This window comes from Myxococcus sp. CA051A, assembly GCF_013336705.1.
GTDB classification, from domain to species: Bacteria; Myxococcota; Myxococcia; order Myxococcales; family Myxococcaceae; genus Myxococcus; species Myxococcus llanfairpwllgwyngyllgogerychwyrndrobwllllantysiliogogogochensis.
Genome location: NZ_JABUMS010000007.1, coordinates 490,465 through 514,301, shown reverse-complemented (window position 1 = coordinate 514,301; position 23,837 = coordinate 490,465). Strand labels below are relative to the sequence as shown.

Below are 23,837 nucleotides of genomic sequence, written 5' to 3'. Positions count from 1 at the left end.
ACTGGACGTCCGTCCAAGGCCCTGACGGATGACGGCCCGGCCAGGATTCAACACCCGGCCCCACCGCATTCCCAGCCCCGCGCCGCGGGCTGCCTAGCCGGTGGCCTTGCGACGGCGCACCGCGCGCACGGGCTTCGCCGGCGCCACGGGCGGCATCACCGCGACGACGGCGTTGACCACGCGCGACACCGCCCGGAGCTGGGACGGCTCCAGCTCCCGCAGCTTGCGAGTCATCCGGCGCAGCTCCAGTGGGTCTTCCCGCTCAGGCTTCCGGGAGGCCACCGGCGTGAGCGAGGCACCGCCCCGTCCCACACCCAGCAGCGTATCCGAGGAGACCTGGAGGACGTCACACAGCCGCTTGAGCGTTTGGGTACGGGGCAACATTCGCCCCCGCTCCAGCCGACTGTAGACCTCCATGGCCATGCCCACGCGCTCGGCCACGTCGCTCTGGGTCAGGCCCAATCGCAGGCGGGCGACGCGAGCCGCTCCTCCCAGGATGGCCGCGAGCTTGTGGTCGACGGGCTCACGCATGATGGCCGGGAGCGTCGCACGGCCGCTCCCTGGCGCAAGTTTCCCGTCCCCCCGGCGCGGAAGCACCTTCCCGCTCGGGGCTCAGCGGCGCAGCAACCCCAGCGCGCCGTGGACGAGCTGGACCACGGCCCGGAGCTCGTCTGGCCCCAACGCGCGCAGCGCCCTCACCAGCCGACGCAGGGCGGGCGGGTCCTCGGAGCGCGTCGCCACGGACGGGCCGGGCGCCACCGGCAGGCCCTCCGCCAATCCCAGCAGCGCGTTCGCGTCCATGCGCAATACCAGACACAACCGCCGCAGCGTGGTGACGCTGGGCAGCACCCGCCCCCGCTCCATGCGGCTGTAGACCTCCATCGCGATGCCCACCCGTTCGGCCACGTCCGCCTGGGTGAGCCCCAGCCGGGCCCGCGCCGCCCTCGCCGCCGCGCCCACGGTGATGGCCAGTTCCTGGTTCATCGTCCTCGCGCCTCTCTTCGAGTCTCCCTACCACGTCACCTGTCCTGAACCCTACCCCACACGGCAGGAGACTACCCGAAAAGGCGTCCGCCGTGCTAATGACCTCCAAGGTCCAATCCATAGGCCACACATGCACCTCCCGTTTCGAATCCGCCGTCTGGAGCTCAACCTTGAAGGTCCTTCACTCCGCGCACCTCACGCGGGTCGGTCCAGCCAGGGGAGGACGGGGCGATGAGCGACCTCGAATCGACGCACCCGTTGCTGCTGCAGCCCTTTGAAGAGCTGGGCGCCCTGCGCATCATCCGGAGGCTGGCCACCGGCGGTTATGGGGCCATCTTCCTGGCGGAAACCCAGACGCGCGGCACGGTGGCGCTGAAGTTCGCGCTGGAGGGCCCCTCCGAGAACGACGAGGCCCGGGTGGACGCGCGCACCCAGCGGGAGGCCCGGCTGCTGATGCACCTGGACCATCCCAACGTGGTGGAGCTGCTCGGCTACCTGCGGTGGCCGGACCTGCACCGCGGCTACCTCTACCTCATCATGGACTACGTGGAGGGCCCCACCCTGTCGCGGTGGGCGTCCAGTCCCCAGGCCACGCCGCGCCGGGCCACGGAGGTGTTCGCCTCGCTGGCCCTCACGCTGGACGCCATCCACCGCGCGGGCGTCGTCCACCGCGACCTCAAGGGCAGCAACATCATCGTCCGCGCCTCGGATGGTCAGCCGGTGCTGGTGGACTTCGGCTCGGGGGACCATGCGTGCGCGCCGTCGCTGACGGAGGACCGCCTGCCTCCGGGCACGCCCAGCTACCGCAGCCCGGAGGCGCTGCGCTTCTGGCTGGGGCCTCGCATCCCGGGCTCGCGCTATCGCTTCGTGCCCACCGATGACCTGTACTCCCTGGGCCTGGTCTTCCATGAGGTGCTGACGGGCGTCTTCCCCTACCGCGCCCACCTGCCGCCCTCCGCGCTGCTGGCCAGCATCGAGTCCGCCGAACTCAAGCCGCCCTCCGTCCTCAACCCGCGCGCCCCTCCGGTGCTGGATGCCATCGTGCTGCGCCTGTTGAGCAAGTACGGCGCGGGCCGCTACCCCACGGGCGCGGAGCTGTGTGGGGCGCTGAGCGCGGCGCTGGAGCAGGCGGACAGCTCCTGGGACGAGCCGCTGTTTCCTCCCCGCCCTCCCCACGAGGCCGTCACCGAGGAGGACGAGGCGCTCTTCGACGGAGACGAGGAGGCGCGGGAGTTTCGCCAGTGGATGCGCCGGGAGGACAGGCCCGGGGCGGGCTCGGACTCGGGTCCTCCGGGCACACCTCCCACGGAGCCCGCGGCCCCGACGTCCGTCCCCTGGCGGTCCTGGCTGCGCAGGCGGATGCACGTCCTGAGCGGCGCGCTGCGGCCCTGGCGCAAGCGCGACGACTGAGGCGCTCCCCCGCCTCTTTGGCATCCAACTCCAGAGGTCCATCAACTGTCAGTCAATCTCTGACATTCCATATGGGTTGCCTTTCGTGTTACCTCAGGCATCCTGTAGCAGTCCCACCACTTCCCAGGTTTAAAGGCAGGCCATGACGACGCCCGACACGACGACGGAGGATCTTCCCGGAGGACCGCGCCGGCCCCGGGTGCTGTTCAACGTGGGCGGCACGGTGTTCGAGTTCGTCCGCAAGCTGGAGGTCCGCTCCACCGGAGAGCTGTTGATGCTGGCCCGCCGTCGCTACCGGGGCGGGCAGAGCGGGCTCGTGGTGGTGAAGCGGCTGCGCAGCCCGGCCACCTTCGTGGAGCGGCGCCGGCTGGTGGAGGAGGTGAGCCTGACGTTCCGCTTCAAGCACCCCAACATCGCGCAGGTGCACCAGATGAAGCTGTACCGGGGGGCGCCCCACGTCGTCATGGAGTACGTGGAGGGGCGCTCGCTGGACACGCTGCTGAACCTGACGGCGATGCGGCGCAGGCCGGTGTCGGCGCCGCTGGCCGCGTTCGTGGTGGCGGAGGTGGCGGACGCGCTCCACCACGCGCATGGCGCGGTGGATGACTGGAACCGGCCGCTGGGCATCGTCCATCGCGATGTGAGCCCGCGCAACATCCGCGTGGGGACCCATGGGGATGTGAAGCTGACGAACTTCACCGTGGCCGCGTCGCGACTGGAGGGACGCGAGGAGACGAGCCGCCCGCTGGTGAAGGGCGACATCGCGTATGCGTCACCGGAGGCCCTGGTGCGGGCGCCGGTGGATGCGCGTTCGGACATCTTCTCGCTGGGGTTGGTGTTGCTGGAGTTGCTCACGGGGCGGCACCCGCTGGCGGTGGAGGACACGGCGCCCCCGCCGCTGCCCGAGGGGCTCGAGTTGGAGGCGCAGGGCCCCACGTGGATGCCGGTGGAGGAAGTGGCCGCGCGGATGCAGAGCCTGGAGCCGGAGCAGGTGGCGCGGCTCGTGGAGGATGTGCCGGAGGGACTGGCGGCGGTGGTGCTGCGCGCGCTGCGCAGGGAGCCTGCGGACCGGTTCCAGACGGCGGATGAGATGGGGGGTGTGCTGCGTGGGTGGCTGAGCATCCATGCGCCGGGGCAGGGGCGGCACGCGACGGCCGAGGAGGTGGCTCGCGTGGCGATGGAGGCGACGAGCCGGCGCAATCAGGCGGAGCTGCTCGAGGGCGGCCTGCATCCGGAGGACCTGACGGCGGAGGAGGCGTCCGTTCCACTGGAGCCCGGTGTGGCGGATTCGGTGCCGCCCTCCGGACCCGAGGAGGTCGATGCCGCTGGGGCGCTGGCGGAGGAGGCAGCGCGGGTGTTCGGCGTGCCGGGGCTTCGGGGCGTGACTCGCTCGTTCGCGGAGGAGGCGGACGGGCGGCGGGACTCCCGCACGGACGACATGACCGATGACTCTTCGCACGAGGAAGGCAGCTCGGACCTCGCCTCTCGCGATGACGACAGTTCCGACGATGCCTCGCGCGACGACGACAGTTCCGAGCAGTGAGCCCTCGCGCGACGACACTTCTGAGCAGTGCGCACTCGCGCGCGGGCACTTCCGACGATGCCTCGCGCGACGACGACTCTTCCGAGCAGTGAGCCCTCGCGCTCCACTCCGCAGGTGACCTATCGGCTGGACCTCCGTGGTCCAGCCCGTTCACCCGCTAAGACAGCCCTCCCGTGAAGAACAGCAGCGCCGCCATAAAGGCGAGGAACGCCACTACGACACCCAGCACGCGCCATTTGGAGAGGGGCGTCTCTCCGAACACGAGCTCCGCATCCTGTCCGTGCACCAGCACCCGGTACGGATTGCCGCGATAGCGATAGGCCAGCACATACACAGGCAGCGCCCACCGCGTGGTGCGCAGACTGGAGAGCGCCACCGCCACATGGACATTCCGGAAGCGGCTCCCGGGGATGTCTCCACTCTCCTGGACATGCTCCCTCGCGAGCCGCTCCACCGCCGCCAGCACCGTCTTCCGCGCTCCCGAGCGAGTCGCCTCGAAGCGCTCGACGCTGGCCTCCTCCGGCCCGCGCCCCTCGTTCTCCGCCAGCTCGAACCGATAGCGCGGCGTCAGCGTGTCGCACTCGCTCACCTTCAGCCCTCGCGACGCCGGCACCAGGATGTTGGTGAAGTCCAGGCGCGTGCGTCCCGCATGCGGCGCCCAATCCGAGCGCCGCGCCCCCGCGTCCGAGTCCGCCGTCCAGCTCACCGCCACACCCGCCTGGAACACCCACGCCGGCCACCACAGCGGACGCATCGACTCCAGCGACGCCTCCTTCGCCAGGCCCGACGGCCGGAAGAACGCCTTGTGCCCCAGGAAGCGCCCCAGCGCCTCGCTCGCGGCCTTCGGGTCCACGGTGAAGGGCAACCACCCCTGCGCCTGGTCCACCGGGTCCACCGTCATCTCCACATGCGTCACCGCGCCGCAGTAGGCACACCGTGGCGCCCGCGCCTCCACGGAGTACTCCACCGCGGCCCCACAGCTCTCGCAGCGCACCACCCGCGCCCGCTCGCGCGTCGCCACCGCTCGCTCGGGAGGCGGCGTCGCCAGTCCACAGATGGGACAGCGCAGGTCCTCCGCCTCCAGCTCGCACGCGCACCGCTCACACGCTGCCACCCGCGCGGCCTCGCTCATCCGACTCCTCCCCCCACGTACAGCACGACCCCCAACACCAGCAGGATTCCCACCAGCACCGCGGCCAGCACCTTCCACGTCGAGAGAGGCGCCTTCCCATGCACCTCCCCCGTCTGCCCGTTCACGAGCACTCGCAGGGGCTCCTCCCCTTCCGCGTAGCGCACGGGCAACACCCAGACGGGCAACAGACACACGTCCAGCGACTCCCAATCCAACCGCGTGTCGTGGCTCACATCCCGGTGCGTGTCCCCCGGCATCAGCGCCCCGAGCCTGTTCAACATCAGCTCGCCCACCTCCTGGCGCGCGCCCTCCAGACAAGCATCCCTCGTCAGCGAGGGCTCCTCCGCCACCCACCCGGACACGAGCGCCGGCGTGTAGCGGGCCAGCGCGCGAAAGTCGAAGGGCTCCAGCGCCTCCAGCTCCTCGTTGCGCAAGCCATTCGATGCCGTGACGAGCACGTCCGCCACGTAGCCCTCCAGCTCACCCTGCAAGGGCCGCCACTCGGTGCGCGTCACCGTGCGCGTGCGCGTCACCGTCTTCCCGTTCTCCGTCGTCGTGTAGCTCTCCCGCTCCTGGTAGTGCTCGCCGATGGTCGCCTGGAAGCTCGACTTCGCCAGCGCGCTGTAGAGGAACGCGGGCACGTAGAGGCCATGCACGTCCCCCGGCTCCGCGCTCCGGATGCCGTTGCGGGTGAAGCGACTGCGCGAGCGCAACCACCGGGACACCTTCTCCCGCGCCGCCGCGTGCGTCAGCGCGAAGCCAAGCGCGAAGGCGGGCTCCGGCACCCCGGGCCGCGGCGGCCGCTCCACCACGGACGGCGCCGCGCAGTACGGACACCGCGTGGTGCGCAGCGACGGCTCCAACACCAACTGGGCCCCACAGGATTGGCACCCCAGGTGGAGCCGAGGCTCCGTCAACGTCGCGGTCGGCTCGTCACGCCCCTCGGGCATCGGCACCCTCCTCTTCCTTCAAGGGGAGCGCGCCCCTCGCGCCTGCTCGCCTGCCCCCCGGACTCCGGCCCGGAACGATAGCCGGGTTGCGGTACGCATTCCCCGTCACGACCGTATCCAGGCGGAGGATTCCACCATGGCGCAGGACAAGCGACGACAGCCCGCTCCCCAACCCGCCGAGGACTACTACGGGCGCCCCACCGGGCCCCGCCACCAGGACGCGCCAGGGGAGGACACGGAGCCTGACCGCGACACTCCGGACAAGGACCGGCGCGCCCAACCCATGGACCCGACGGAGAGGACCCCGGGCGCCATCCTCGACGACATCCCGGACGGTGACGGCCCTCGCAGCGACGCCGGCACCAACCCGCTCCCCGACCTCTACTGGACCGCCTTCCCCGGCAGCCTGGAGGAAGAGAAGGACTGACGTCTGGGCCAGCCCTCACCGCGACGGCCCTACGTGCGCGGTGAGGCCCCTGTTTTCAATCACTCACGCCGTCAACGGAATGTCAGCCCCCCTCTGTACTGTGTGCTCATTCGCCAGCATCCAGGGGGAGGAACTCCATGGCGGAAGTCCGTGAGCTGCCGCGTGTGTCCGTGAACAAGCTGGGTGAGTACCTCATCGCGACCCCCGCTCGTCGCAAGCGCATCATCTACGACCAGAAGCATCCACCCGAGCAGCAGTACCTGCGCTATCCCGAGGCGTCTCACGCGATTACCGACTTCCTCTGTCGTGATTTGGACCCCGCCATCCTCCGCGACCACCAGCGCCGCTTCGCGTGCAGCGTGCCGCAGTCGGAGTTCGAGGCGCAGCGGCTCCACCTCTGTTCCGAGGCGCTGGAGCGCTTCGCGGACGTGGTGCCGTGGCTCGGTCTGGAGGACACCATCGTCAGCGCCGTGGGCGCCGAGCCGCCTGTCCTGGAGATGGCGGGCGTCACCATCAGCGTGCGCCCCGAGGTCATCCTCCAGCGCATGGACCGCCACGGCAACCCGCGCGTGGGGTTGATGAAGCTCTACTTCTCCAAGCACCACCCGCTGGATGAGCGCTCGGGGCAGTACATCGGGACGATGTTGCAGCGCTTCGCGGAGCAGCACCTGTGCCAGCTGGGTCCGTCGGACCACCGCATGGTGCAGGTGGTGGATGTGTTCGCGGGCACCATCTTCACCGCGCCTCGAGCGCACATCCGCCGGCTCACGGACGTGGTGCTCGCCTGTGAGGAGATCGCCGAGCGCTGGGCGGTCCACTGACGCCGTCGTGAAGACAGACATGCTCCGGGCCGTCTGACTTTCAGGACGCGCGCGGGCCCGAGGGGCTGGGGCGTGTGCTCGTCCGGGGCCCGGGAGGGCCGTCGAGCGATGACGCAAGGCGCCTTCCGGTGTGACAATGCGAGCGCGTCGCGCTGTGTCATGCGCTGGTGAGCTGGAACATTTCAGTGTCTCCGCGTGGGCGCTGAGACACGGTGCAGCGTGAAACACGAGACACTTCCCGCGCTCCGTGGCGAGACCTAGGCTGACGTCGCCGGCCGGTTTCGGCGGCCGGCTTCACACCTCGACGGGAGATGCATCATGAAGAGCCACAAGGTGAAGACCCTGAAGGAGCTGTTCGTGAAGGACCTCGCTCGCATCCACGGAGGCGATGGAGCGGCGACGTCCACGTCCTCCACCGAGACGCAGAGCACGGCGCCCCAGGTCTCCACCACGCAGGCCTGTTGCGAGGAGAAGAACGACCCCTGCTGCTGAGAGCGGTCGCCCTTCGTGTCGCTGTACCGGCGCGTGTCCTCATCCGAGGGCACGCGTTTTTCGTTGCGGGGTGTCGGGTTCGAGGCGGGGTGGATGTTCGCTCGTGGGCGCTCGCGGCGGCGGGGCTGCCATGGAGCGAACAGTCCTCGCCCTTGGGGCACCTGGGTTGGTTGGTGGGGACCGGGGGCGTCTCCAGCCTTCGCGGCATGGCGCATCGAAGCATGGACAACGGCAAGGGTGAGACGCTGGGGCCTTCTCGGCCTGGACTGGGGACGGAGCCGGCTCGGGCAGCCGATGCGGCGCCTCCTGGCTCGCGGGAGCGGGGCGAGTCGGATGTGTCGGGCTGGAACCCGGCGCGGGACGAGTCGCCCTCCGTGCGCGAGGGACGCTTCTACCGGGGCGCCTCGCAGCGCATGGCGCAGCCTCGGACCGATGTGGAGGACCGGGGTGGCGCGGCCTGGGCGAGTGGCGGGGTGCGGGGTGGGCCGTACGGGCGCGATGACCGCGACGACCGCTATGCCACGGGCATCGGGCCACGGCCGCTGATGGGGGAACACGACCGGGAGCTGGCGCCCCAGCCAGCGGAGTACCGCGCGTGGGACCGCACCGGGTACGGCGGCCAGGCGTGGGATGATGAGGACCGGGCCCGGCGTGAAGCGCGCTCCCGCGGAGAGTTGAGCGAGCGCTCGGGTAGGCAGCCGCTGGTGGAGAGCGGCGAGGACCGCGCGTGGAGGGAGGAACAGACTCGTCGGGAGCGCGGTGGCTTCGAGGACCGCTCGCGAAGGGAGCCGCGAACGCAGCGGGAGCTCAGCCCGCCCGAGGACTATTCGTCGAGGGATGTGACACCGGACCAGGATTTCCGCACCGAGGCTCGCTCGCGCAGGAGCACTCCGTCGCGCGAGGAGACTGCCGCTCCCGAGGTTCGCTCGCGGAGGGAAGTCTCGCCGGGCGAGGAGTTCAGCTTCGATGCTCGTTCGCGCAGAAGCACTCCGTCACGCGAGGAGCCTGTCGCTCCCGAGGTGCGCTCGCGGAGGGAAGTCTCGCCGGGTGAGGAGTTCAACTTCGAGGCCCGTCCACGGAGGGCTCCGTCCGATGAGCGTTCGCGTCAGGACGAGCGACAGCGTGAAGAGCGCACGCGCGCCGCCGACCACATTCGCGAGGACCGCAGCCAGGACTTCCGAGCGTCGCCTCTGGCCGAGACCGAGCGGAGGAGGTGGCAACGCGAGCCGTTGACCGCTCGCGAGGTGATGACTCGCAACGTGCGCACCGCGCGACGTGACAGCTCGCTGCGCGAGGTCGCTCGGCTGATGAAGGAAGAGGACTGTGGCGTCATCCCCATCGTCAACGAGCACGGCCGTCTCGAAGGCATCGTCACCGACAGGGACATCGCCATCCAGGCCTTCTCGGGTGGACAGCCGCCCGAGCAACTGCGCGCCTCGGATGTGATGACCGATGACGTCCCGGCCGCCACACCCGACGAGACGCTTCACACCCTCGTCGACATCATGGCCCGCGAACAGATTCGCCGTGTCCCCGTCGTCGAACGCGATGACCGCCTCATCGGCATCGTCACCATGGGTGACATCGCGAAACACGCCGACGCCGACGAAGCGCTTCAGCGCGCACTGGAGCGCATCTCCTCGCGTCGCTCCTTCTGGTCCCGACTGCGCTGACCTCCGCTCGCCTCGTCATGACGACATGAGGCGACGCAGGTCCTCATCCCTGAGCCACCACGCGCTCGTGACGGGAATGACGTAGAACCCCTTCTCAGCCAACGTGAGCAAGGCAGGCGGCACCCAGCCGTAGATGATGCCGCCCATCTCTCCTGTTTCCTGGTGCGCGAACCACGTGTCCCAGCCGGGAACGTCGTAGTCGTCCAAGAAGCCATTCGAGGGTGCCGTCGCGGCGCCACAGATGTCGGTGCTGAAATCGGTCGCGAACACCCATCCACCGGCAAGATCTCCGAGCGGAGGCAGCGGCATGTTCATCCGCGCCAGTGCCTCACGACGTCTCTCGGTGATGAAGCCCACCGCCTCCCTGGGGACATCCGGAGTCTTGAGCACCAGGTCCAGAAAGGTGTCTCCATCATGGCCGCAGACCGGCGGCATCAGCTCCGCAGTGCGCGTCGTGTCCCCTGCCCGAGCCGCCTCGGCACGAGGCAGGCACCACGCGATGGTCTCCGCCAGACGCAGCTTGAAGTCGGTCGGCAGCACGCCGTTCAGGTTCACCGGCACCGTCGTGTACTTCGTCCACGGCGCCCCCTCAGGGCGAGGCAGCAACCCCGTGAAGAGCTCCGACTGTCCCCGCTTGAAGTCGCTCGACATCGATCCCTTCATGTCCACCTGGCGGACAATGCTCTCTGACCACGGCGGCAACTCCTCTTCGGGCAGCGGACCCAACCACGCCCAGGCCTTGTCCAGAAGCCGCTTGAAGTCGCTCGACATCCCTCCATCTTCAGTCACGCCCGCGCCCATGCTCAAGCCGGCGCCCGGAGGAAGTCGATGCAGCTGACGCCGACTCGGGGAGTACAAGAAGAACCCCGCGTAGGAGGGACACCCATCCTCCAGCACTCGCACTCGTCGCCCCTGTTCCAGGAGCGACGTCACCCGCGCCTCAAAGACATCCGCGAGCCCCACGCCCGCCAGCGCCGCGTCCACCATCAATCCCTGGTCATTCAGCGACAGCCGCCCGTCCGCCTCGACGAGCACCTCCTCAGCGTCCCGCTCGAACTCCCAGCGGGAGTACTGGCCGCGCGCGAACCGGATGCACGGCAGGCCCCGCAAGTCTCACGGCGTCCGAGGCCCCGCGTGGCGCGAGCTCGCCCGCCCGGTCCACGGATGGCTTCGGAGAGAGCGCTCGGGGATGGGGATGACCATCCTCGTACCGGCAGGCCCGCCGCGATGGTGGCGGCGGGCCCGGTGGGACCTCACGGGGTGTAGAGCTGGACGGTGTTGAGCAGATTTCCACCGCCCTCGACGTCCGTGCCGCCAATCACCAGCACCTCTCCCGTGCCCAAGCGCGTGGCGGTATGGCCCACCCGAGAGGTCGACATGCTTCCGGCCTGTGTCCAGCGTCCCGCCGGACTGTCCAGGATGAACAACTCCGCCGTGCCGTGAGCCGCGGTCTCGGGCGCGTTGGAAAATCCCCCGGCGACCAACACCTTGTCCCCCGCCAGGGGGGTGGCCGTGTGGCCAAAGCGTGGCACCGACATGCTGCTCGCGCTGGACCACGTGCTCTGAGTTGGGTCGAAGAGCACCGCGGTGTTGCCGACCTTGGAGCCAGCGACCAACAGCTTTCCTGACGTCAGCAAGGTCGCCGTGTGTCCCTGTCGTCCGACGCCCAGTACCGACCGCTGGATGGGCTGCCATCCTCCATCCGGGAGGTAGGTCTCGGTGGAATTCTCGGCCCCGACATTGTTGTAGCCGCCGACCGCCAGAGCGACCCCATTCACCAGGCTCACGGTCAGCGTGTTACGGCCGACCGCCAGCGTCCCCGCATCCACCCAGGTTCCCGCTGCGCCGGCCGTCGGGGTGTAGAGCGCCGTGGTGAGCAGTCCGCCACCCGCGTTCTCTCCCCCTCCGACCACCAGGACCTGGCCCGAGGGCAGCAAGACAGCGGCATGCGCCGAGCGTTTGCCCGTGGGTATCGTCCCCGCGGACGACCAGGTCTTGGTGCTCGGATCGTAGATTTCGGCACTGGCCAAATCGTTACCAGGGGCTTGGCTTCCACCCACCACCAAGACCCTGTCATCCGAAAGCAGGGTCGCTGTGTGGTCCATGCGAGGCGTCGTCAGAGGGCCCACCGCAGTCCATGCGCCGGTGGACGGCTCATACAGCCCCGCCGTGTCGGTGGTCGAGTCAGCTGCCACGCGCCCACCCACCACCAGCACACCGCCATGTTCCAGCAGCGTCGCGGTATGACCGGAGCGAGGCACCGGGATGGTCTGAAGAGTCGACCAGCCCGTCGGCCTGGGGCCTCCGGCATCACCCGCGTCACCGGCATCACCCGCGTCGCCGGCATCACCCGCGTCACCGGCATCGCCCGCGTCACCGGCATCACCCGCGTCACCGGCATCGCCAGCGTCACCGGCATCGCCCGCGTCGTCGTCGCAGATCCCCGGGTTCTCCCGGCACCACTTGTTCGTCGCGCCATCCACGTCGATGCACGACGCGATGCCAAGCAACCCCGCCGCCACCAGCACCGCCATCATGATGCGCACCAGCGACCTCACGGCCACCTCCCGGCAACGAAGGCGGACGTGCCATCCGTCCCCACCGTCAGCGCCAGCGGGCCCGGCTCCGGTGCCCCCAGCAGGTACATCCCCGTCGCCACGCCCAGGCCCACCGCTCCACCCACCCACAGCCCCACGCCCACCGACTGCAGCGACCGCGTCCGCGAAGCCACCGCACGCGCATCCTTCTCCGTGCGGATGTCCTCGGACGGCCCATCCAGCTTCCCCTGCTCCTTCGACGCCAGGAACCACATCACCCCGCCCCCCACCGCCAACACCCCACCCACGACGGCCGGCATCCACGCCCGCTCTCGCAGCGAGGAGCCCTCCGTGGCCACCTCCGCCACCGGTGCGGGAGACACCACGGGAGCGCGCACCACCGGCTGCGGGGACTCAGGGACGTCCATCTTCAACGCGTCCGGGCGCTCACCTCGCGACGCCAGCTCCTTCAACACCTTCTGCCGCACCGCCTCGAAGCGCTTGCGCAGCTTCGGCGACACCGTCAGCGGCAGCTTCGCGTCTGGATTCAGGAAGAGGGCCGCCTGAAAGGCCGCGTCCGCCTCCTCCTGCCGCCCCTGACTCAGCTCCGCCAGCGTGACTCCCTCGTAGAGCGACACCGCCACGTCGTCCTCGGGGCCCTTCGACACCTTCTTCGCGCGAGCGATCTGCTCCAGCGCCCGCTCATACGCCAGGTCCTCGATGAGCCGGTTGATGGACAGCAGGTAGCGCCGCACGTCGGGGGAGATCTCCGCCCTCGCACGCAATGGCAGCACCAGAAGCCCGAGCCACAAGCCCCACACCCAGGCCCCACTTCGCCAGGACAGCCTCGGACAAAACCGGTTGGTCGGCATGGATTCCATTTTCCCGGGAGATCCATGCTCGATTTGTCCAAGGGGTACAAGAGGCCCCACTCGCTCTCGGCGCGAGCGAAAACGTCAAGGGCCTCGTGAGTCCCCACACTCGTGGAAACCCGCGAGGCCCTCCGGTGCAAACCCTCTCACCGACAGAGAGAAGGTCGCCCACCGAGCGTCACTGCACGCCCGTCACCACCACCGCGTCTGGGGTCTCCGTCACGGTGAACTTCTTCAACGGCAGCACCGCGGGGCCCTGCGTCACCTCGCCCTTCGCCGTGAAGATGGAGTTGTGGCAGAAGCAGATGAGGTCCTGCTCCGCCGGCCGCGAGGTCACCTCACAGGCCTGGTGCGTACACAGCCCGTCCACCGCGGACAGCGAGCCGTCCGCCAGCCGGAAAACGAAGATGCGCTTGCCGTAGCCGCCCGGGACGCCCTCCACCACGCTGCCGTTGTCCCGCAGGGTGGGGAACTCGGCGAAAGGCAGGCGCACCTCGCCGCCCACCGCCGACGGGAAGCCATCTTCTCCGGCGCGCAGGTCGATGCTCAGCACCTGCGTCCCCGCGTTGTACCGCGAGGCGAACTTGCGCAGCCCCACCGTGGCCGGCCGCTGCGTCACCGAGCCATCCGCCGGATTGAACTTCGACAAATGGCACGGGCAGACGACCTCCCGGCCGTCGAACCCCAGCGGGCAGGCCGCGTGCGTGCAGAGCGACGACAACACGGAGTAGTCGTCCCGCGCCGCGTGCGTCACGAGCAGCGGCGTGTCCTCGCCCGCCACTCGCACGGTGATGGCCCCGCCCACGCGCTCCAGGTCCGGATAGCGCGACACCAACAGGTCCACCGTGCCCGCGTCACTGGCCGACACGTCCGTCACCGGCGCGGGGTCGATGTCCGGCGCGCAGCCCGGCAGCGCCGTCGCCGCCGCACCCGCCGCGCCCGTGCCGAGGATGCCCTTCAAGAAACCTCTTCGCGACGTGCTCACTTGCTCTCCACCTCGAACACCAGCCTGGGCTCCAGCACGAGTTCGTCGTCCACCTTCACCATCAGCAGCGAGGGACGCTCAATCTTGTAGGACTCCAGGCTGACGGTGAACGAGCCATCCGTCGTCACCTCCGTGGCCGACTTGAACAGCACCGTCACCGGCACCTCCACCTTCTGCTTCACCCCGTGGAAGTCGAGCTGCCCCTTGAGCGTCACCGGCACCTTCGTCGGGAACGTCGTGGGCACCGTCACCCCCGTGGCCGCGCCCTTGAACTCGACGGTGGGGTACTTGGCCACCTCCGTCACTTCCTGCATGTGGATGTCGCGGTTCTGGTTCTCCGAGTCGAAGTCCTTCACGTTGGCGACCACCATCACCTGCAGCGTGCCGTCCGCTTTCAGGTTCGCCTTGCCGGCGATGGGCTTCGCCGTGCCGACGACCTTGTGCGCCGGGTGATTGAGTCGGTACGTGAGGGTGCTGGCGTCCTTCTTCAGCGCATACGCCTTCGCCGTGCCCTGGGCCAGGGCAGGCAGGGAGACAAGCAGGGTGGTGAGCAGCGCCAGTCGTCGAACAGTCATGTCCATCTCCAGAAAATCAATGTCAGCCCACCCGATGCCCAACGGCACGCGGGCGAAAAGATTCAGAAGAACAGCGTGAAGATACCGGCCGACACCGCGCCCAGGGTGGTGAAGCCAACGACCTGGTGCGCGGTGGCGAGGTCCGTCTCCGATAGCCGTCCATACCGGTCCGTCGCCATGATGCCGAGGATGATTTGCGCCACCATCGCCGCCGTCGCGATGGACATGAAGATTTTGTGGAAGGTGATGGTGTCCCACTGGAACTCCTCCTTCTCCAGGGGCTTGGGGGCCAACAGGCCCAAGAGGCCCACGGAGGCGAACACGACGGAGGTGCCCACGGCGAACCCGCGGTGCAGACCCAGCAGGTTGCGGTCATCACCGCCACCGCGGAACGAGTCGTTGAACTGGAGCTGGCCAAGCACCGTCGTGGTGACAAGCCCCGCGGCCAGCGCGAACCCCAGCCCCTGGTGCAGCTTGAGCATGGTGCGGCGGCGGTCGAGGCGCGCTTGCAGCTCCGGGTCCACCTTGGCCGCACCCGCCAGTTCGTCAGGCTCCAGCAGGTCGAAGTCCAGCGAAGGGTCCTCCGCCGCGGGCTGCTGTTCGGCGGGCGCTTCCGTCTTGGGTGCGTCCTTGGGTGGCGGCGACTTCTGTTGGGCGCGAGCGGTGGTGGTGGACAGCAAGGACAGGATGACGAGGACGGCGGCGAAACGGTTCATCAGTGGGTATCCGTGAGGGCGCGTGGCAGGTGGCCGAGGCGGACGGGGCTTCAGGGTGTGCCGGGCGTCCTGCTTCCATCATGCCGACGTGACTCACGAAGAACCCGGAACCGATTGCAAAGTCGCCGCAACAGGGACCGGCCAGGGGTTTCGTGGACGCGATGCCAGAAGGCGGAGGCGACCGGAGACAGCCTGCTTGGGAGACCCGAACGAAACCTCCGTGCCAGTGATGACCCCGGAGGAGTGACTCCAAGGTCCAGGCGGGACGGTAGCGCCACACTCCGCGTAGCGGAAGCCGCTTGAGGGGCGGGGCCGTCTGTCCGACAGCCACCTTCCTCCGGGCTCGGGGTCGGAAGCCGGCGGCTGGTGTGTTCACTGGCCGCGCGGAGGACTGACTGCCGCAGGACACTCATCCCGCCGGGGCCGGAAATCCGGCCTGGGATGCGTTTCAGTGCATGGAGCTCGCGGCGTCACCTGCGCCGTCGGGCAGCGCGCATGGAGAAGCATTCGTCCATCAGCCTCCGCTTGCCACCACCCGACGAAGGACAGGGTCCGGGGGGGGATTTGCTGGCAGAAAGCCGCCGGGCCCGTGCCAGCGCCGAACTCGCGCGCGCGCGCATGCGCAGCCTCCAGTCCCTCACGCTGGCCCTCTCCGCCGCCCTCACCCCCGAGGACGTCGCCCGCGCCGTCGTCGTGGAGGCCGTGCGCACCCTGGAGGCGCAGACCGGGGGGTTGTATCTATTGAACGCGGCGGGCACGTCCCTGGAGATGGTCCACAGCGTGCGCTGCCCCCCCGCGGTGGAGGCCGCCTTCACCCACGTCCCCGTGGGCGCCCCCCACGTCCCGGTGGCCGTGGCCGTGCGAGACCGGGCCCCGCTGTGGATAACGGACCTGACCTCCATGGCCGTGCGCTTCCCGGAGGCCGCCGAGGCCGCCCGTCCCGAGAGCGGTGATGTGTCCATCGCCTGCCTTCCGCTCTTCTCCAGGGACAGGACGGTGGGCTGTCTGGCCTTCATCTGGGGTCGCGCGCACGACTTCGACACGGAGGAGCGCGCCTTCATCGACATGCTGGCGCAGCAGGCCACCATGGCCCTGGAGCGGGCCCGGCTGCTCGCGGCCGAGCGCGGTCAGGTGGAGCGCGTGGGGCTGCTCCAGCACGCCACCGCGGTGCTCGCCACCTCGTTGGACCTGGGCCACACCCTGCGCGGCGTGGCCCTGGGACTGGTGCCGACGCTGGGCGACTTCTGCATCATCGACGTGCTCGGGCCGGACCACGAGGTGCGCCGCACCTTCCACGCCGCCACGCCGGAGTGCGCGGGCCTGCTCGCCGCCAGCCGCTGGCACCCGCCCGAGCGCCCGGGCACGCCCATCTGCGCGCTCGCCAGCGGCCTTCCCGCCTTCCACCCCGACATCGACGCGGCCTGGGTGGAGGCCACCGCGTGCGGCCCCGAGCAGCTGTCCCTGCTGCGCGCCCTCTCCCCCACCTCCTGGCTGTCCGTGCCCCTGGAGACGCCCGAGGGCGTGCTGGGCGCGCTGACCCTGGGCCACTGTCTGTCCGGCCGCCACCACACCGAGGAGGACCTGGCGCTCGCGGTGGAGCTGGCCCGCCGCGCCAGCGCCGCCGTGCAGAACGCGCACCTCTTCCACCAGACGCAGCAGGCGCTGCAGTTGCGCGACGAGTTCCTCGCCATCGCCAGCCACGAGCTGAACACGCCGCTGACGGCCCTCAAGCTCCAGCTCTCGCGACTGCGGCGGATGTCCTCGGACGGGGACGTGCGCGAACGCACCACGTCGGCCGTGCAGCAGGTGGACCGGCTGGGGCGGCTGGTGCGCGAGCTGCTGGAGGTGGCCCACCTGTCCGAGGGCCGCCTGCACCTCACGCCAGAGCCGGTGGACCTGGTGGACGTGTGCCGCGAGGTGATGGCGCGCTTCACCGAGGAGCGCGAGCGGGCGGGTGCCTCCCTCTTCCTGCACGCCTCCAACGCCGTCCCCGGGCGGTGGGACCACTCCCGCGTGGATGGAATGGTGACGCACCTGCTGTCCAACGCCCTGAAGTACGGCCTGGGGCGGCCCGTGGAGGTGGAGGTGTCCTGCATCCCCGGAGACCTGGCGCGGCTGGTGGTGCGGGACAGGGGCATCGGCATTCCGGCCGAGCAGCTCGCGCACCTCTTCCAGCGCTTCGGCCGCGCGGTGCCGCTGCGGCACTACGGCGGCTTCGGCCTGGGGCTGTGGTTCTCCCGGCAGGTGGTGGAGGCCCATGGCGGGCACATCCACCTGGAGAGCTCGCCGGGGCTGGGCACCACCGTCACGGTGGAGCTGCCCCGGACGCCCGAGTCAGCCTGACGGAATCATGCCGGCGTGGTGGCGGGGACCTCCGAGCGTCGCGCGGTTCCGTGCGCCAGCTCCGTGCCCAGGGCGTGCGGGTCGTAGTACGCGTAGAAGCGGCGGATGTGCTCTCCGTCCCATTCGAGGATGGAGACGCCCTCGTAGGCCACGGCCGCGCCGTTGTGCGCGGTGCCCTGGGACTCCCATTCGAGCGCCACCCTGTCGCCGGCCTCAATCATGTTGCGGAAGGTGGACTTCACCTGGCGCAGCGTGCCCTTGTACTCGCGCCAGAACTGACGCGCGCCCTCCTTGCCGGAGAAGACCCGCGACGAGGCCACGTTGCTCACGCGCGCATCGTCGCTGAAGAGCTCGATGAGGCCCTCCAGGTCGCCGCTCTCCTCCAGTCTCGACAGTGCCTCCACGAACCGCTCCGCTCGCTCCGTCGCCATCCGCTGCCTCACTCGAATTGAATGGGGGACTTCCGCAAAAAAGGGTGCGCATGCGGCGTCCGAGGTGCCCTGCTTCCAGCCTCCTCCCTTGCCCGGCGGGCGGGCGCCGGGGTGGCCGGCCGCACCTGCCGCTCACGCGCCCTGGGCACGCGTCCACTCCTCGCGGTTCCAGCCGTTACGGACATAGCGCTCGCGCTTCGACTCCGGCAGCGCGTCCCAGGACTGGCCCCGTCCCAGCTCTGGAGGCTCGTCGAAGAGGCCCACGTGCTGGCGGTCCACGGCCTCCTTCGCGCGCTGGGCCGTCAGCCCCTTCATGTCGAAGCCCAGCCGCACTTCCGCCTTGTTCCCCGCCTCCTCCACCTGGGCGAAGACACCCCCTCCGAACCGCGCTTCCTTCAGGTTGAGCGTCGTGTAGCTCCCGGCGAGCTTGCCCACGCCGAGCGAGACCTTCAGCTCTCCGTCCGAGACCTGGCTCACCTTGACGAGCCCCAAATCGAGCTTCATCTCCGACTGGAATCCGCCCTTCGTGTCCTGCGTGACCTTCAGGCCCACCGGCCCGCCCTTCAGCTCCACCCCGCTCAAGCCCTTCAGGTCCACCTTGCCGCGCGAGTCGACCTGCGCCTCGCCCCCCAGCTTGAGGTTGCCCTGGGTCAGCTCCGCCTTGCCCTTCAGCGCGAGGGTGCCGCCCGTGCGCTCTCCGAGGAGCGCTCGCTGGCGGGCATTGATGGCCTGATAGACCCAGTTGGTGGAGGTCGGCGCGCCCACCGCCAGCCGCCACTGCTTCGCATACGCCTCCCTCTCGGGGTCCCTCCGGTCCAGGCCCAGCACCGAGTCGGGCAGTCGCGCGTCCCGAGGCGCCCCGAGCTTGCGCAGCTCGGGCAGGCCCGGCGCGTCCTCCACCGCCTGCGCGTAGCGCCCCAGGTACGCCGCGTGGGCCGCGTGGAACGCCCTCCCCGCCGCGACGGCGTGCTCGCTCACGGCGTGCCTGAGGGACTCCGGCAACGCGGCGTCATTGCGGAGGAACTCCGGCTTGCCCGGGTAGCCCAGGGGCCCCGACGCGGGCTCTCCCGCGAGTCGCTGGAGGACCCCCTTCGCCTCGGCCTGCTTCAGGAAGGACTCGCGGGCGCCGGGGTCCTGCTCCGTGAGGAACGTCTTCAGGAGCCCCTCACGCTCCATCCAGTCCAGCGTCGCCCGGTACGCCGCGGGCGGGAGCTGTCCGAGCAACGTGTGCACCGTCTTCACGTCGGTGTCGCTGACGGCCCAGTCCCCGAGGCCGCGCGTCAGCCGCGCCTGGAGTTCCGACGAGACGTCCGAGGGGACCTCCGCGCTGGGGGCGCGCAGCCTTCCGCCCAGGGCCGCCAGCGCTCCGGCCGACACCGTCGGGCCCGCGACTCCAGGCGACGGCTCCGCGCCTCGGGGGGACGCTCGACTGGAGGGGCCATCGTAGGCGCTCACCTCGTTGCGAGCTTGCGCGGTCGGCGTGCGTGGGAGTGACGGCGTGGGGACCGCGTCGGCGAGGGTGTCGAGGGGAAGGGACGTGCCGCCTGAGGCGTCGATTCGGGACATGGGGTTCTCTCCGGAAGGAACCGCCGGCCCCACTGCATCCGACACACCAACCCCGTGCTCCGAGACGCGCGGACGCGTACTCCAGCACGGGGCATCGCGAGTCGCGGACGCGGAATCTCCCGAGGCGGACGTGCCCTTGCGAGCCGTCCGCCCGCGTCACGCCCGGGGTTGGTAGGGCGCCGAGTCCGGCGGCAGCTCCAGGGAGAAGGTCGTCCCGGCGGCATCCTCGCTCTCCACGATGACCTTGCCGCCGTGGGCCTGGGCACAGCCCCACACCAGGGTCAGCCCCAGCCCCCAACCTTTCGCGAGCCCCGCTTGCGCGGAGCGCGTGCGCGAGAAGGGCTTGAAGAGCTGCTCCTGTTCGGCGCGAGGAATCATCCGGCCCACGTTGTGGACGGAGGCGCGCGCGCCCTGCTCGGTCCTCGAGACGGTGAGGGTGACGGGTGCGTCGGACGCGCCATACTTCACCGCGTTGGTGGCCAGGTTCCAGAGGGCGCGGCGCAGCTCGTCCGCGTTCCAGTTGCCCCGGACCTGCTCCGTCGCCTCGAGCAGGAAGCGCTCGCCATGAGCGGTGCTCAGCTCCTCGATGACCTCGCGAGCGATGCCATCCAGGTCGCAAGGCGAAAGCTGGAGCGCGATGCGCTGGCCCGCCCGGATGCGGTTCGCGTCGAGCAGGTCCGTCACCATCCGGTCCGTGCGCGCGATGTTCTGGTCGATGCGCCGGGCCAGCTCCCGCCGCTCATCCAGCATCTCCGGGCGCCGGAGGATGAGCTGTGCGCCGACCCTCGCCGCGGACAGCGGCCCCCGCAGGTCGTGAGCCAGGACGGAGACGAAGCGCTCTCGCAGCTCACGCTCGGACTGGAGCGCCGCCACCTTCGCGCGCAGGTCCGAGTAGAGCTTCGCGTTGTCCAGGTGGACCGTCAGTTGCTCTCCCAGCGACTCGAGCCGTCGTCGCTCCCGGGCCGTGAAGTCGCGAGCCGTCGAGATGCCGACGCACATGACGCCTATCAGGGCATGATGCGTGGCCAGCCGAAGCCCGAGCAGCGCCTGGACATCGCTCCGACGAAGGTCTTCGTTCACCTCGAGCGTGGTGGCCTCGGCGTCCTCCGGGGAGAGGCCCGGGTCGTCCACCGACTCGGAGACCTGCGCGGCGAGAGGCATGGCTTCCAGCGCGGGGACGTATCTCGCCAGGGCCTCCTTCGCGACTCCCGCGGAGGCCACCATGATGAGTTTGCGTTGCTCCGTCTCGTTCAGGAGCAGCAGCGCACCCTGGGCACCCAGGGCCTCCATCACCAGCTCGAGGACTTCCGTCAGGCGCTCTCGCAACGAGGCCGCCTCCACCTCGAGCGCCTCGCTGGCCACCTTCTGGATGAGCCGCAGGTAGCGCTTCTCCGTCTGCTCGTCGTCCTGCAGGTGCTCGCTGAAGAGTTCGATGACGGCCGCCGAGGCGCCATGCAGCTCGCTGAAGAGCTGCTCGACTTCCGCGACATCCGGCCGCTCTTCTCGCGGAGCCGTGGCCCACATCATGGAGATGCACCGCCCCAGGAGCGCGAACTCCTCGACGACCTCCGCCACGTGGAACCCCTGGCGAAGCCGCGCGGCCACGTGGCTCTCCACGTGTTTTCGTCGGGTCGCGGTGGGGGAGCCCAACTGCTCGCCGCTGGAAAGCGAGGCCAGGTAGGTCGGCATGATGTTCTTGAGCTCGGGCTCATCCAGCCCACGGGCGGAAGCGGCACGGGTCGCCTTCGCGGTCCACAGGCGGACGATGTCGTCCTGGTGCTCGCGAATGATATCCGCGACGCGCCTCATGATGAGTCCCCGTCGTTTCGAAGCATGCATGCCACACCACCTCTCATCTCCCAGGAGATGTGCCCGCTGGCTCGCCTTGGGGGAGTGAGTGGGGAGGAAGGCGGGCCGTCGGCTTCCTGCCTACCGGTGTGAGCATCCCCGAGTCTTGCTCGACGTACCTCGAGACGAGCGCACGGTGAGAGGCCGTGTGCCCTGCTCCACGAGCGAGCCCCACGACTCCAGGACGAGCGGAGCGCGCACCTTGCCTCTTCAATGCCTACCTTCAACATGTCCATCCCCATCCCTTCAAGCTGACCTTCCCCGCGAAGCGCGCGGTGGGCCGCCGAGGTCCCGCCATGCGCTCGTACACCGTCGATATTCCCGCCCACCTCCATCCTGCGTACTGGCGGCTGCCGAACGAGGTCCGCATGACTGTCGCCCTGCATCTGGTCACCCTCGCGGAGCAGGCTCCGATGACACACGACTCCAACGACGGCGGACCGACCCGGAGCGACATCGGAGGACTGAACGCTGGACACCACCACCTGCTGCTCGGCGGGCTGTGGTTCTCCTACTGCATCAGTCCTCAGGAGAATCTGTTGCGTCTGCTGGATTTTGGCGATGCGAAGATGACGTCACGCTCGACTCCCGCGAGCACGCGCTCCCACTGGCGTTACCACCTGCCGGACCAGGACGTATGGACGAATGAGGGTGGCGCCAACCGAGCCACTGTCCAGCCACCCAACTTCGCGCGGGAATGAACCCTCAATGTCTGTTTCGGGACAGGTCTGACAGGGGAGTGACACGACCCGAGGTTGACCCTGCATGGTCTACCTATTCTTCGCGTCACACTGGACGCTGAGCGTGCTCTTCCAGAGCCTCTTCCAGCACCGCTACGCCGCGCATCGCATGTACACGATGCGGCCTCGCACCGAGCGCGCCCTCCACCTCTGCACCGCGCTGGTGCAGGGCTCCAGCTATCTGGACCCGCGCGCCTACGCCATCCTCCACCGCGAGCACCACGCCTACGCGGACACCGAGAAGGACCCCCACTCGCCCGCGCACCAGAAGAATCCCCTGCGCATGATGCTGCGGACGGCCCAGCGCTACGCGGGCCTGCTCACGCGGCGCATCCAGCCGGAGGCTCGCTTCCTCGGGGGCTATCCCGAGTGGCCCGCGCTCGAGAAGGTCTTCAACAGCTGGCCCGCGCGACTGGGCTTCGGCGCGCTCTACACGCTGTTCTATCGGCGCTTCGCCACGCGACGGTGGCACTGGGCGCTCCTGCCCGCGCACTTCGTGATGGGGCCGGTGCACGGCGCCATCGTCAACTGGTGCGGACACCGCTACGGCTATCGCAACTTCGCGAGCCGGGACGCGTCACGCAACACGCTGCCCATGGACGTGGTGTGCATGGGCGAGCTGTTCCAGAACAACCACCATGCCCGGCCCGCGAGCCCTGACTTCGCCGCGCGACGCTTCGAGCTGGACCCCACATGGCAGGTGATGCGGCTGTTGTCCCGACTGAAGCTCATCCGGCTCGCGCGCGTCCCCACGGAAGATGCACACGTGGCGCCCGTGCGCCCTCGGGAACGACTCACTGAGCCGAGCTTCGCAGTCGGGTCTTGAGCTCATCGGCCGCGTCCGTGTCGCGCAGCACGACGAGCGTCTGCACGTAGTACGCGAGCGCCCACAGGTTCTCCTCGGGGATGGCGCCCTTCCACGTGGGCATCGCCGCGCCCCCCACGCCCGAGGAGATGACGCGGTAGAGGTCCTCGCGCTGGCGCTCGGCCGTGTACGTGGAGCCGTCCACCGTGTCTCCCACCGGCCACACCGTGCGCAGCGGCTGGAAGAGGAAGTCTGGAGGCAGCACCTTCTCCGTCTTCGTGGGCTCGCCCTTCGCGTCCACCGCCACCGGGTGGTCCGACTCGCGGGCCAGGGCGGTGTAGGGGTCCATCTTGGACAGGTCCACGTCGCGACCCAGCGCCTTCTTCAGCAGCGCGGCCAGCTCCGAGCGGGGGAGGTACGCGACATGGCAGCTCGAGCAGCCCGCGTTCCCCGCGCCCGAGATGTGGTAGGCGACCCGGCCTCGCTCGATGGCCTCCGCGTCTCGGCCCCGCCACGGGTCGGTCGACATGGCCAGGGGCTTGCCGGGGACTTCTTCCTTCCAGCGCGGGCTGAAGGTCTTCACGTATTGCAGCACCGCGTCCAGGTCCGCGTCGGGCACGTCCCACGCGAACATCGGCGTGCCGTGCAGGCCGCGACGCAGCGTGCGCTTCAGCGCATCGTCCGTGGGCAACTCGCCAACCGCGACGCCGCCGAACTTGAAGAGGCCCTGACGGAAGCTGCGCGGCACGGGCCTCATCCCACGCCCCGCGGGCCCTTGTCCGTCACCGAGCTCTCCGTGACAGGACGCGCAGTAGTACGTGTACACCGAGTGCCCGCGCGTGAGCGTCTCCGCTGGGATGACTCGGCCGTCCGCCAGCTTCAGGGGCTCGAAGGTGGGAGCACTCTTCGAGCGACAGCCCGTGAGCACGAGCGGCAACAACACCGTCAGGGCGCGAAGGGTGTTCACACGGGACGTTCCGCGAGGAG

General features: G+C 69.6%; 23 protein-coding genes. 9 read left to right on the top strand and 14 right to left on the bottom strand.

What is annotated here, in order from left to right; all coding sequences use genetic code 11:
- Positions 1–93: 93 nt before the first annotated feature.
- Positions 94–531 (bottom strand): helix-turn-helix domain-containing protein, encoded by a 438-nt coding sequence (locus tag HUA74_RS22825; RefSeq protein ID WP_174456196.1) that lies wholly within the window; start codon positions 529–531, stop codon positions 94–96.
- Positions 532–612: 81 nt separating this feature from the next.
- The gene (locus tag HUA74_RS22820; RefSeq protein ID WP_141647789.1) at positions 613–984 is read right to left on the bottom strand and encodes a helix-turn-helix transcriptional regulator; all 372 of its coding nucleotides are present in this window, start codon (positions 982–984) and stop codon (positions 613–615) included.
- Between the two features lie 231 nt (positions 985–1,215).
- Here HUA74_RS22820 and HUA74_RS22815 point away from each other — a divergent pair, with 231 nt between their 5' ends.
- Both HUA74_RS22815 and HUA74_RS22810 read left to right on the top strand, forming a co-directional pair.
- Positions 1,216–2,394 carry a serine/threonine-protein kinase gene (locus tag HUA74_RS22815; RefSeq protein ID WP_174456195.1) on the top strand — a complete coding sequence of 393 codons (1,179 nt, stop codon included), beginning with the start codon at positions 1,216–1,218 and terminating at the stop codon, positions 2,392–2,394.
- Positions 2,395–2,536: 142 nt separating this feature from the next.
- Positions 2,537–3,937, top strand: a complete 1,401-nt coding sequence (locus tag HUA74_RS22810) for a serine/threonine-protein kinase (protein WP_174456194.1) — start codon at positions 2,537–2,539, stop codon at positions 3,935–3,937.
- 157 nt (positions 3,938–4,094) lie between these two features.
- On the opposite strand, the gene HUA74_RS46435 is transcribed toward HUA74_RS22810, so the two are convergent.
- Both HUA74_RS46435 and HUA74_RS22800 read right to left on the bottom strand, forming a co-directional pair.
- Entirely contained in the window at positions 4,095–5,069 is a 975-nt protein-coding gene (locus HUA74_RS46435) for a zinc ribbon domain-containing protein (protein ID WP_141647786.1), read from the bottom strand.
- Positions 5,066–6,019 carry a hypothetical protein gene (locus HUA74_RS22800; protein WP_174456193.1) on the bottom strand — a complete coding sequence of 318 codons (954 nt, stop codon included), beginning with the start codon at positions 6,017–6,019 and terminating at the stop codon, positions 5,066–5,068. The genes HUA74_RS46435 and HUA74_RS22800 overlap by 4 nt, the downstream gene beginning before the upstream one ends.
- A gap of 136 nt (positions 6,020–6,155) precedes the next feature.
- On the opposite strand from HUA74_RS22800, the gene HUA74_RS22795 reads away from it, so the two are divergent.
- From HUA74_RS22795 to HUA74_RS22780, 4 genes are all read left to right on the top strand, one after another.
- On the top strand, positions 6,156–6,446 hold the full coding sequence (locus HUA74_RS22795) for a hypothetical protein (RefSeq protein ID WP_174456192.1): 291 nt from the start codon (positions 6,156–6,158) through the stop codon (positions 6,444–6,446).
- Between the two features lie 137 nt (positions 6,447–6,583).
- Positions 6,584–7,267, top strand: a complete 684-nt coding sequence (locus HUA74_RS22790) for a hypothetical protein (RefSeq protein WP_141647784.1) — start codon at positions 6,584–6,586, stop codon at positions 7,265–7,267.
- Positions 7,268–7,585: 318 nt separating this feature from the next.
- Positions 7,586–7,759, top strand: a complete 174-nt coding sequence (locus HUA74_RS22785) for a hypothetical protein (RefSeq protein ID WP_174456191.1) — start codon at positions 7,586–7,588, stop codon at positions 7,757–7,759.
- An 89-nt stretch (positions 7,760–7,848) separates the two neighbouring features.
- A complete protein-coding gene (locus HUA74_RS22780; RefSeq protein ID WP_371817293.1) occupies positions 7,849–9,432 on the top strand; it encodes a CBS domain-containing protein in 1,584 nt (527 codons plus the stop codon).
- 15 nt (positions 9,433–9,447) lie between these two features.
- Here HUA74_RS22780 and HUA74_RS45790 read toward each other — a convergent pair whose 3' ends face one another.
- The 6 genes from HUA74_RS45790 to HUA74_RS22745 form a co-directional block, all read right to left on the bottom strand.
- On the bottom strand, positions 9,448–10,542 hold the full coding sequence (locus HUA74_RS45790; RefSeq protein WP_254625180.1) for a LysR substrate-binding domain-containing protein: 1,095 nt from the start codon (positions 10,540–10,542) through the stop codon (positions 9,448–9,450).
- Between the two features lie 143 nt (positions 10,543–10,685).
- Complete coding sequence (locus tag HUA74_RS22765) at positions 10,686–11,990, bottom strand: kelch repeat-containing protein (protein WP_371817292.1); 1,305 nt, start codon at positions 11,988–11,990, stop codon at positions 10,686–10,688.
- Complete coding sequence (locus HUA74_RS22760) at positions 11,987–12,790, bottom strand: hypothetical protein (protein ID WP_371817294.1); 804 nt, start codon at positions 12,788–12,790, stop codon at positions 11,987–11,989. The genes HUA74_RS22765 and HUA74_RS22760 overlap by 4 nt, the downstream gene beginning before the upstream one ends.
- Before the next feature lie 229 nt (positions 12,791–13,019).
- On the bottom strand, positions 13,020–13,826 hold the full coding sequence (locus HUA74_RS22755; RefSeq protein ID WP_141646649.1) for a Rieske 2Fe-2S domain-containing protein: 807 nt from the start codon (positions 13,824–13,826) through the stop codon (positions 13,020–13,022).
- Positions 13,823–14,401, bottom strand: a complete 579-nt coding sequence (locus tag HUA74_RS22750) for a YceI family protein (RefSeq protein WP_141646648.1) — start codon at positions 14,399–14,401, stop codon at positions 13,823–13,825. The genes HUA74_RS22755 and HUA74_RS22750 overlap by 4 nt, the downstream gene beginning before the upstream one ends.
- Positions 14,402–14,463: 62 nt before the next feature.
- On the bottom strand, positions 14,464–15,117 hold the full coding sequence (locus tag HUA74_RS22745) for a hypothetical protein (RefSeq protein WP_246137581.1): 654 nt from the start codon (positions 15,115–15,117) through the stop codon (positions 14,464–14,466).
- A 564-nt stretch (positions 15,118–15,681) separates the two neighbouring features.
- Here HUA74_RS22745 and HUA74_RS22740 point away from each other — a divergent pair.
- Complete coding sequence (locus HUA74_RS22740) at positions 15,682–17,460, top strand: GAF domain-containing sensor histidine kinase (RefSeq protein WP_174456189.1); 1,779 nt, start codon at positions 15,682–15,684, stop codon at positions 17,458–17,460.
- Between the two features lie 5 nt (positions 17,461–17,465).
- On the opposite strand, the gene HUA74_RS22735 is transcribed toward HUA74_RS22740, so the two are convergent.
- The 3 genes from HUA74_RS22735 to HUA74_RS22725 form a co-directional block, all read right to left on the bottom strand.
- Positions 17,466–17,891, bottom strand: a complete 426-nt coding sequence (locus tag HUA74_RS22735; protein WP_141646645.1) for a nuclear transport factor 2 family protein — start codon at positions 17,889–17,891, stop codon at positions 17,466–17,468.
- Positions 17,892–18,023: 132 nt separating this feature from the next.
- Positions 18,024–19,457 carry a hypothetical protein gene (locus tag HUA74_RS22730; RefSeq protein WP_174456188.1) on the bottom strand — a complete coding sequence of 478 codons (1,434 nt, stop codon included), beginning with the start codon at positions 19,455–19,457 and terminating at the stop codon, positions 18,024–18,026.
- 156 nt (positions 19,458–19,613) lie between these two features.
- Positions 19,614–21,266, bottom strand: coding sequence for a HAMP domain-containing sensor histidine kinase (locus HUA74_RS22725; protein WP_174456187.1), 1,653 nt, complete (start codon positions 21,264–21,266; stop codon positions 19,614–19,616).
- 407 nt (positions 21,267–21,673) lie between these two features.
- On the opposite strand from HUA74_RS22725, the gene HUA74_RS22720 reads away from it, so the two are divergent.
- The gene (locus HUA74_RS22720) at positions 21,674–22,006 is read left to right on the top strand and encodes a hypothetical protein (RefSeq protein ID WP_174456186.1); all 333 of its coding nucleotides are present in this window, start codon (positions 21,674–21,676) and stop codon (positions 22,004–22,006) included.
- A 64-nt stretch (positions 22,007–22,070) separates the two neighbouring features.
- Positions 22,071–22,871 carry an acyl-CoA desaturase gene (locus HUA74_RS22715; RefSeq protein WP_141646642.1) on the top strand — a complete coding sequence of 267 codons (801 nt, stop codon included), beginning with the start codon at positions 22,071–22,073 and terminating at the stop codon, positions 22,869–22,871.
- On the opposite strand, the gene HUA74_RS22710 is transcribed toward HUA74_RS22715, so the two are convergent.
- A complete protein-coding gene (locus HUA74_RS22710; RefSeq protein ID WP_174456185.1) occupies positions 22,840–23,817 on the bottom strand; it encodes a cytochrome c in 978 nt (325 codons plus the stop codon). The genes HUA74_RS22715 and HUA74_RS22710 overlap by 32 nt on opposite strands.
- Positions 23,818–23,837: the final 20 nt, after the last annotated feature.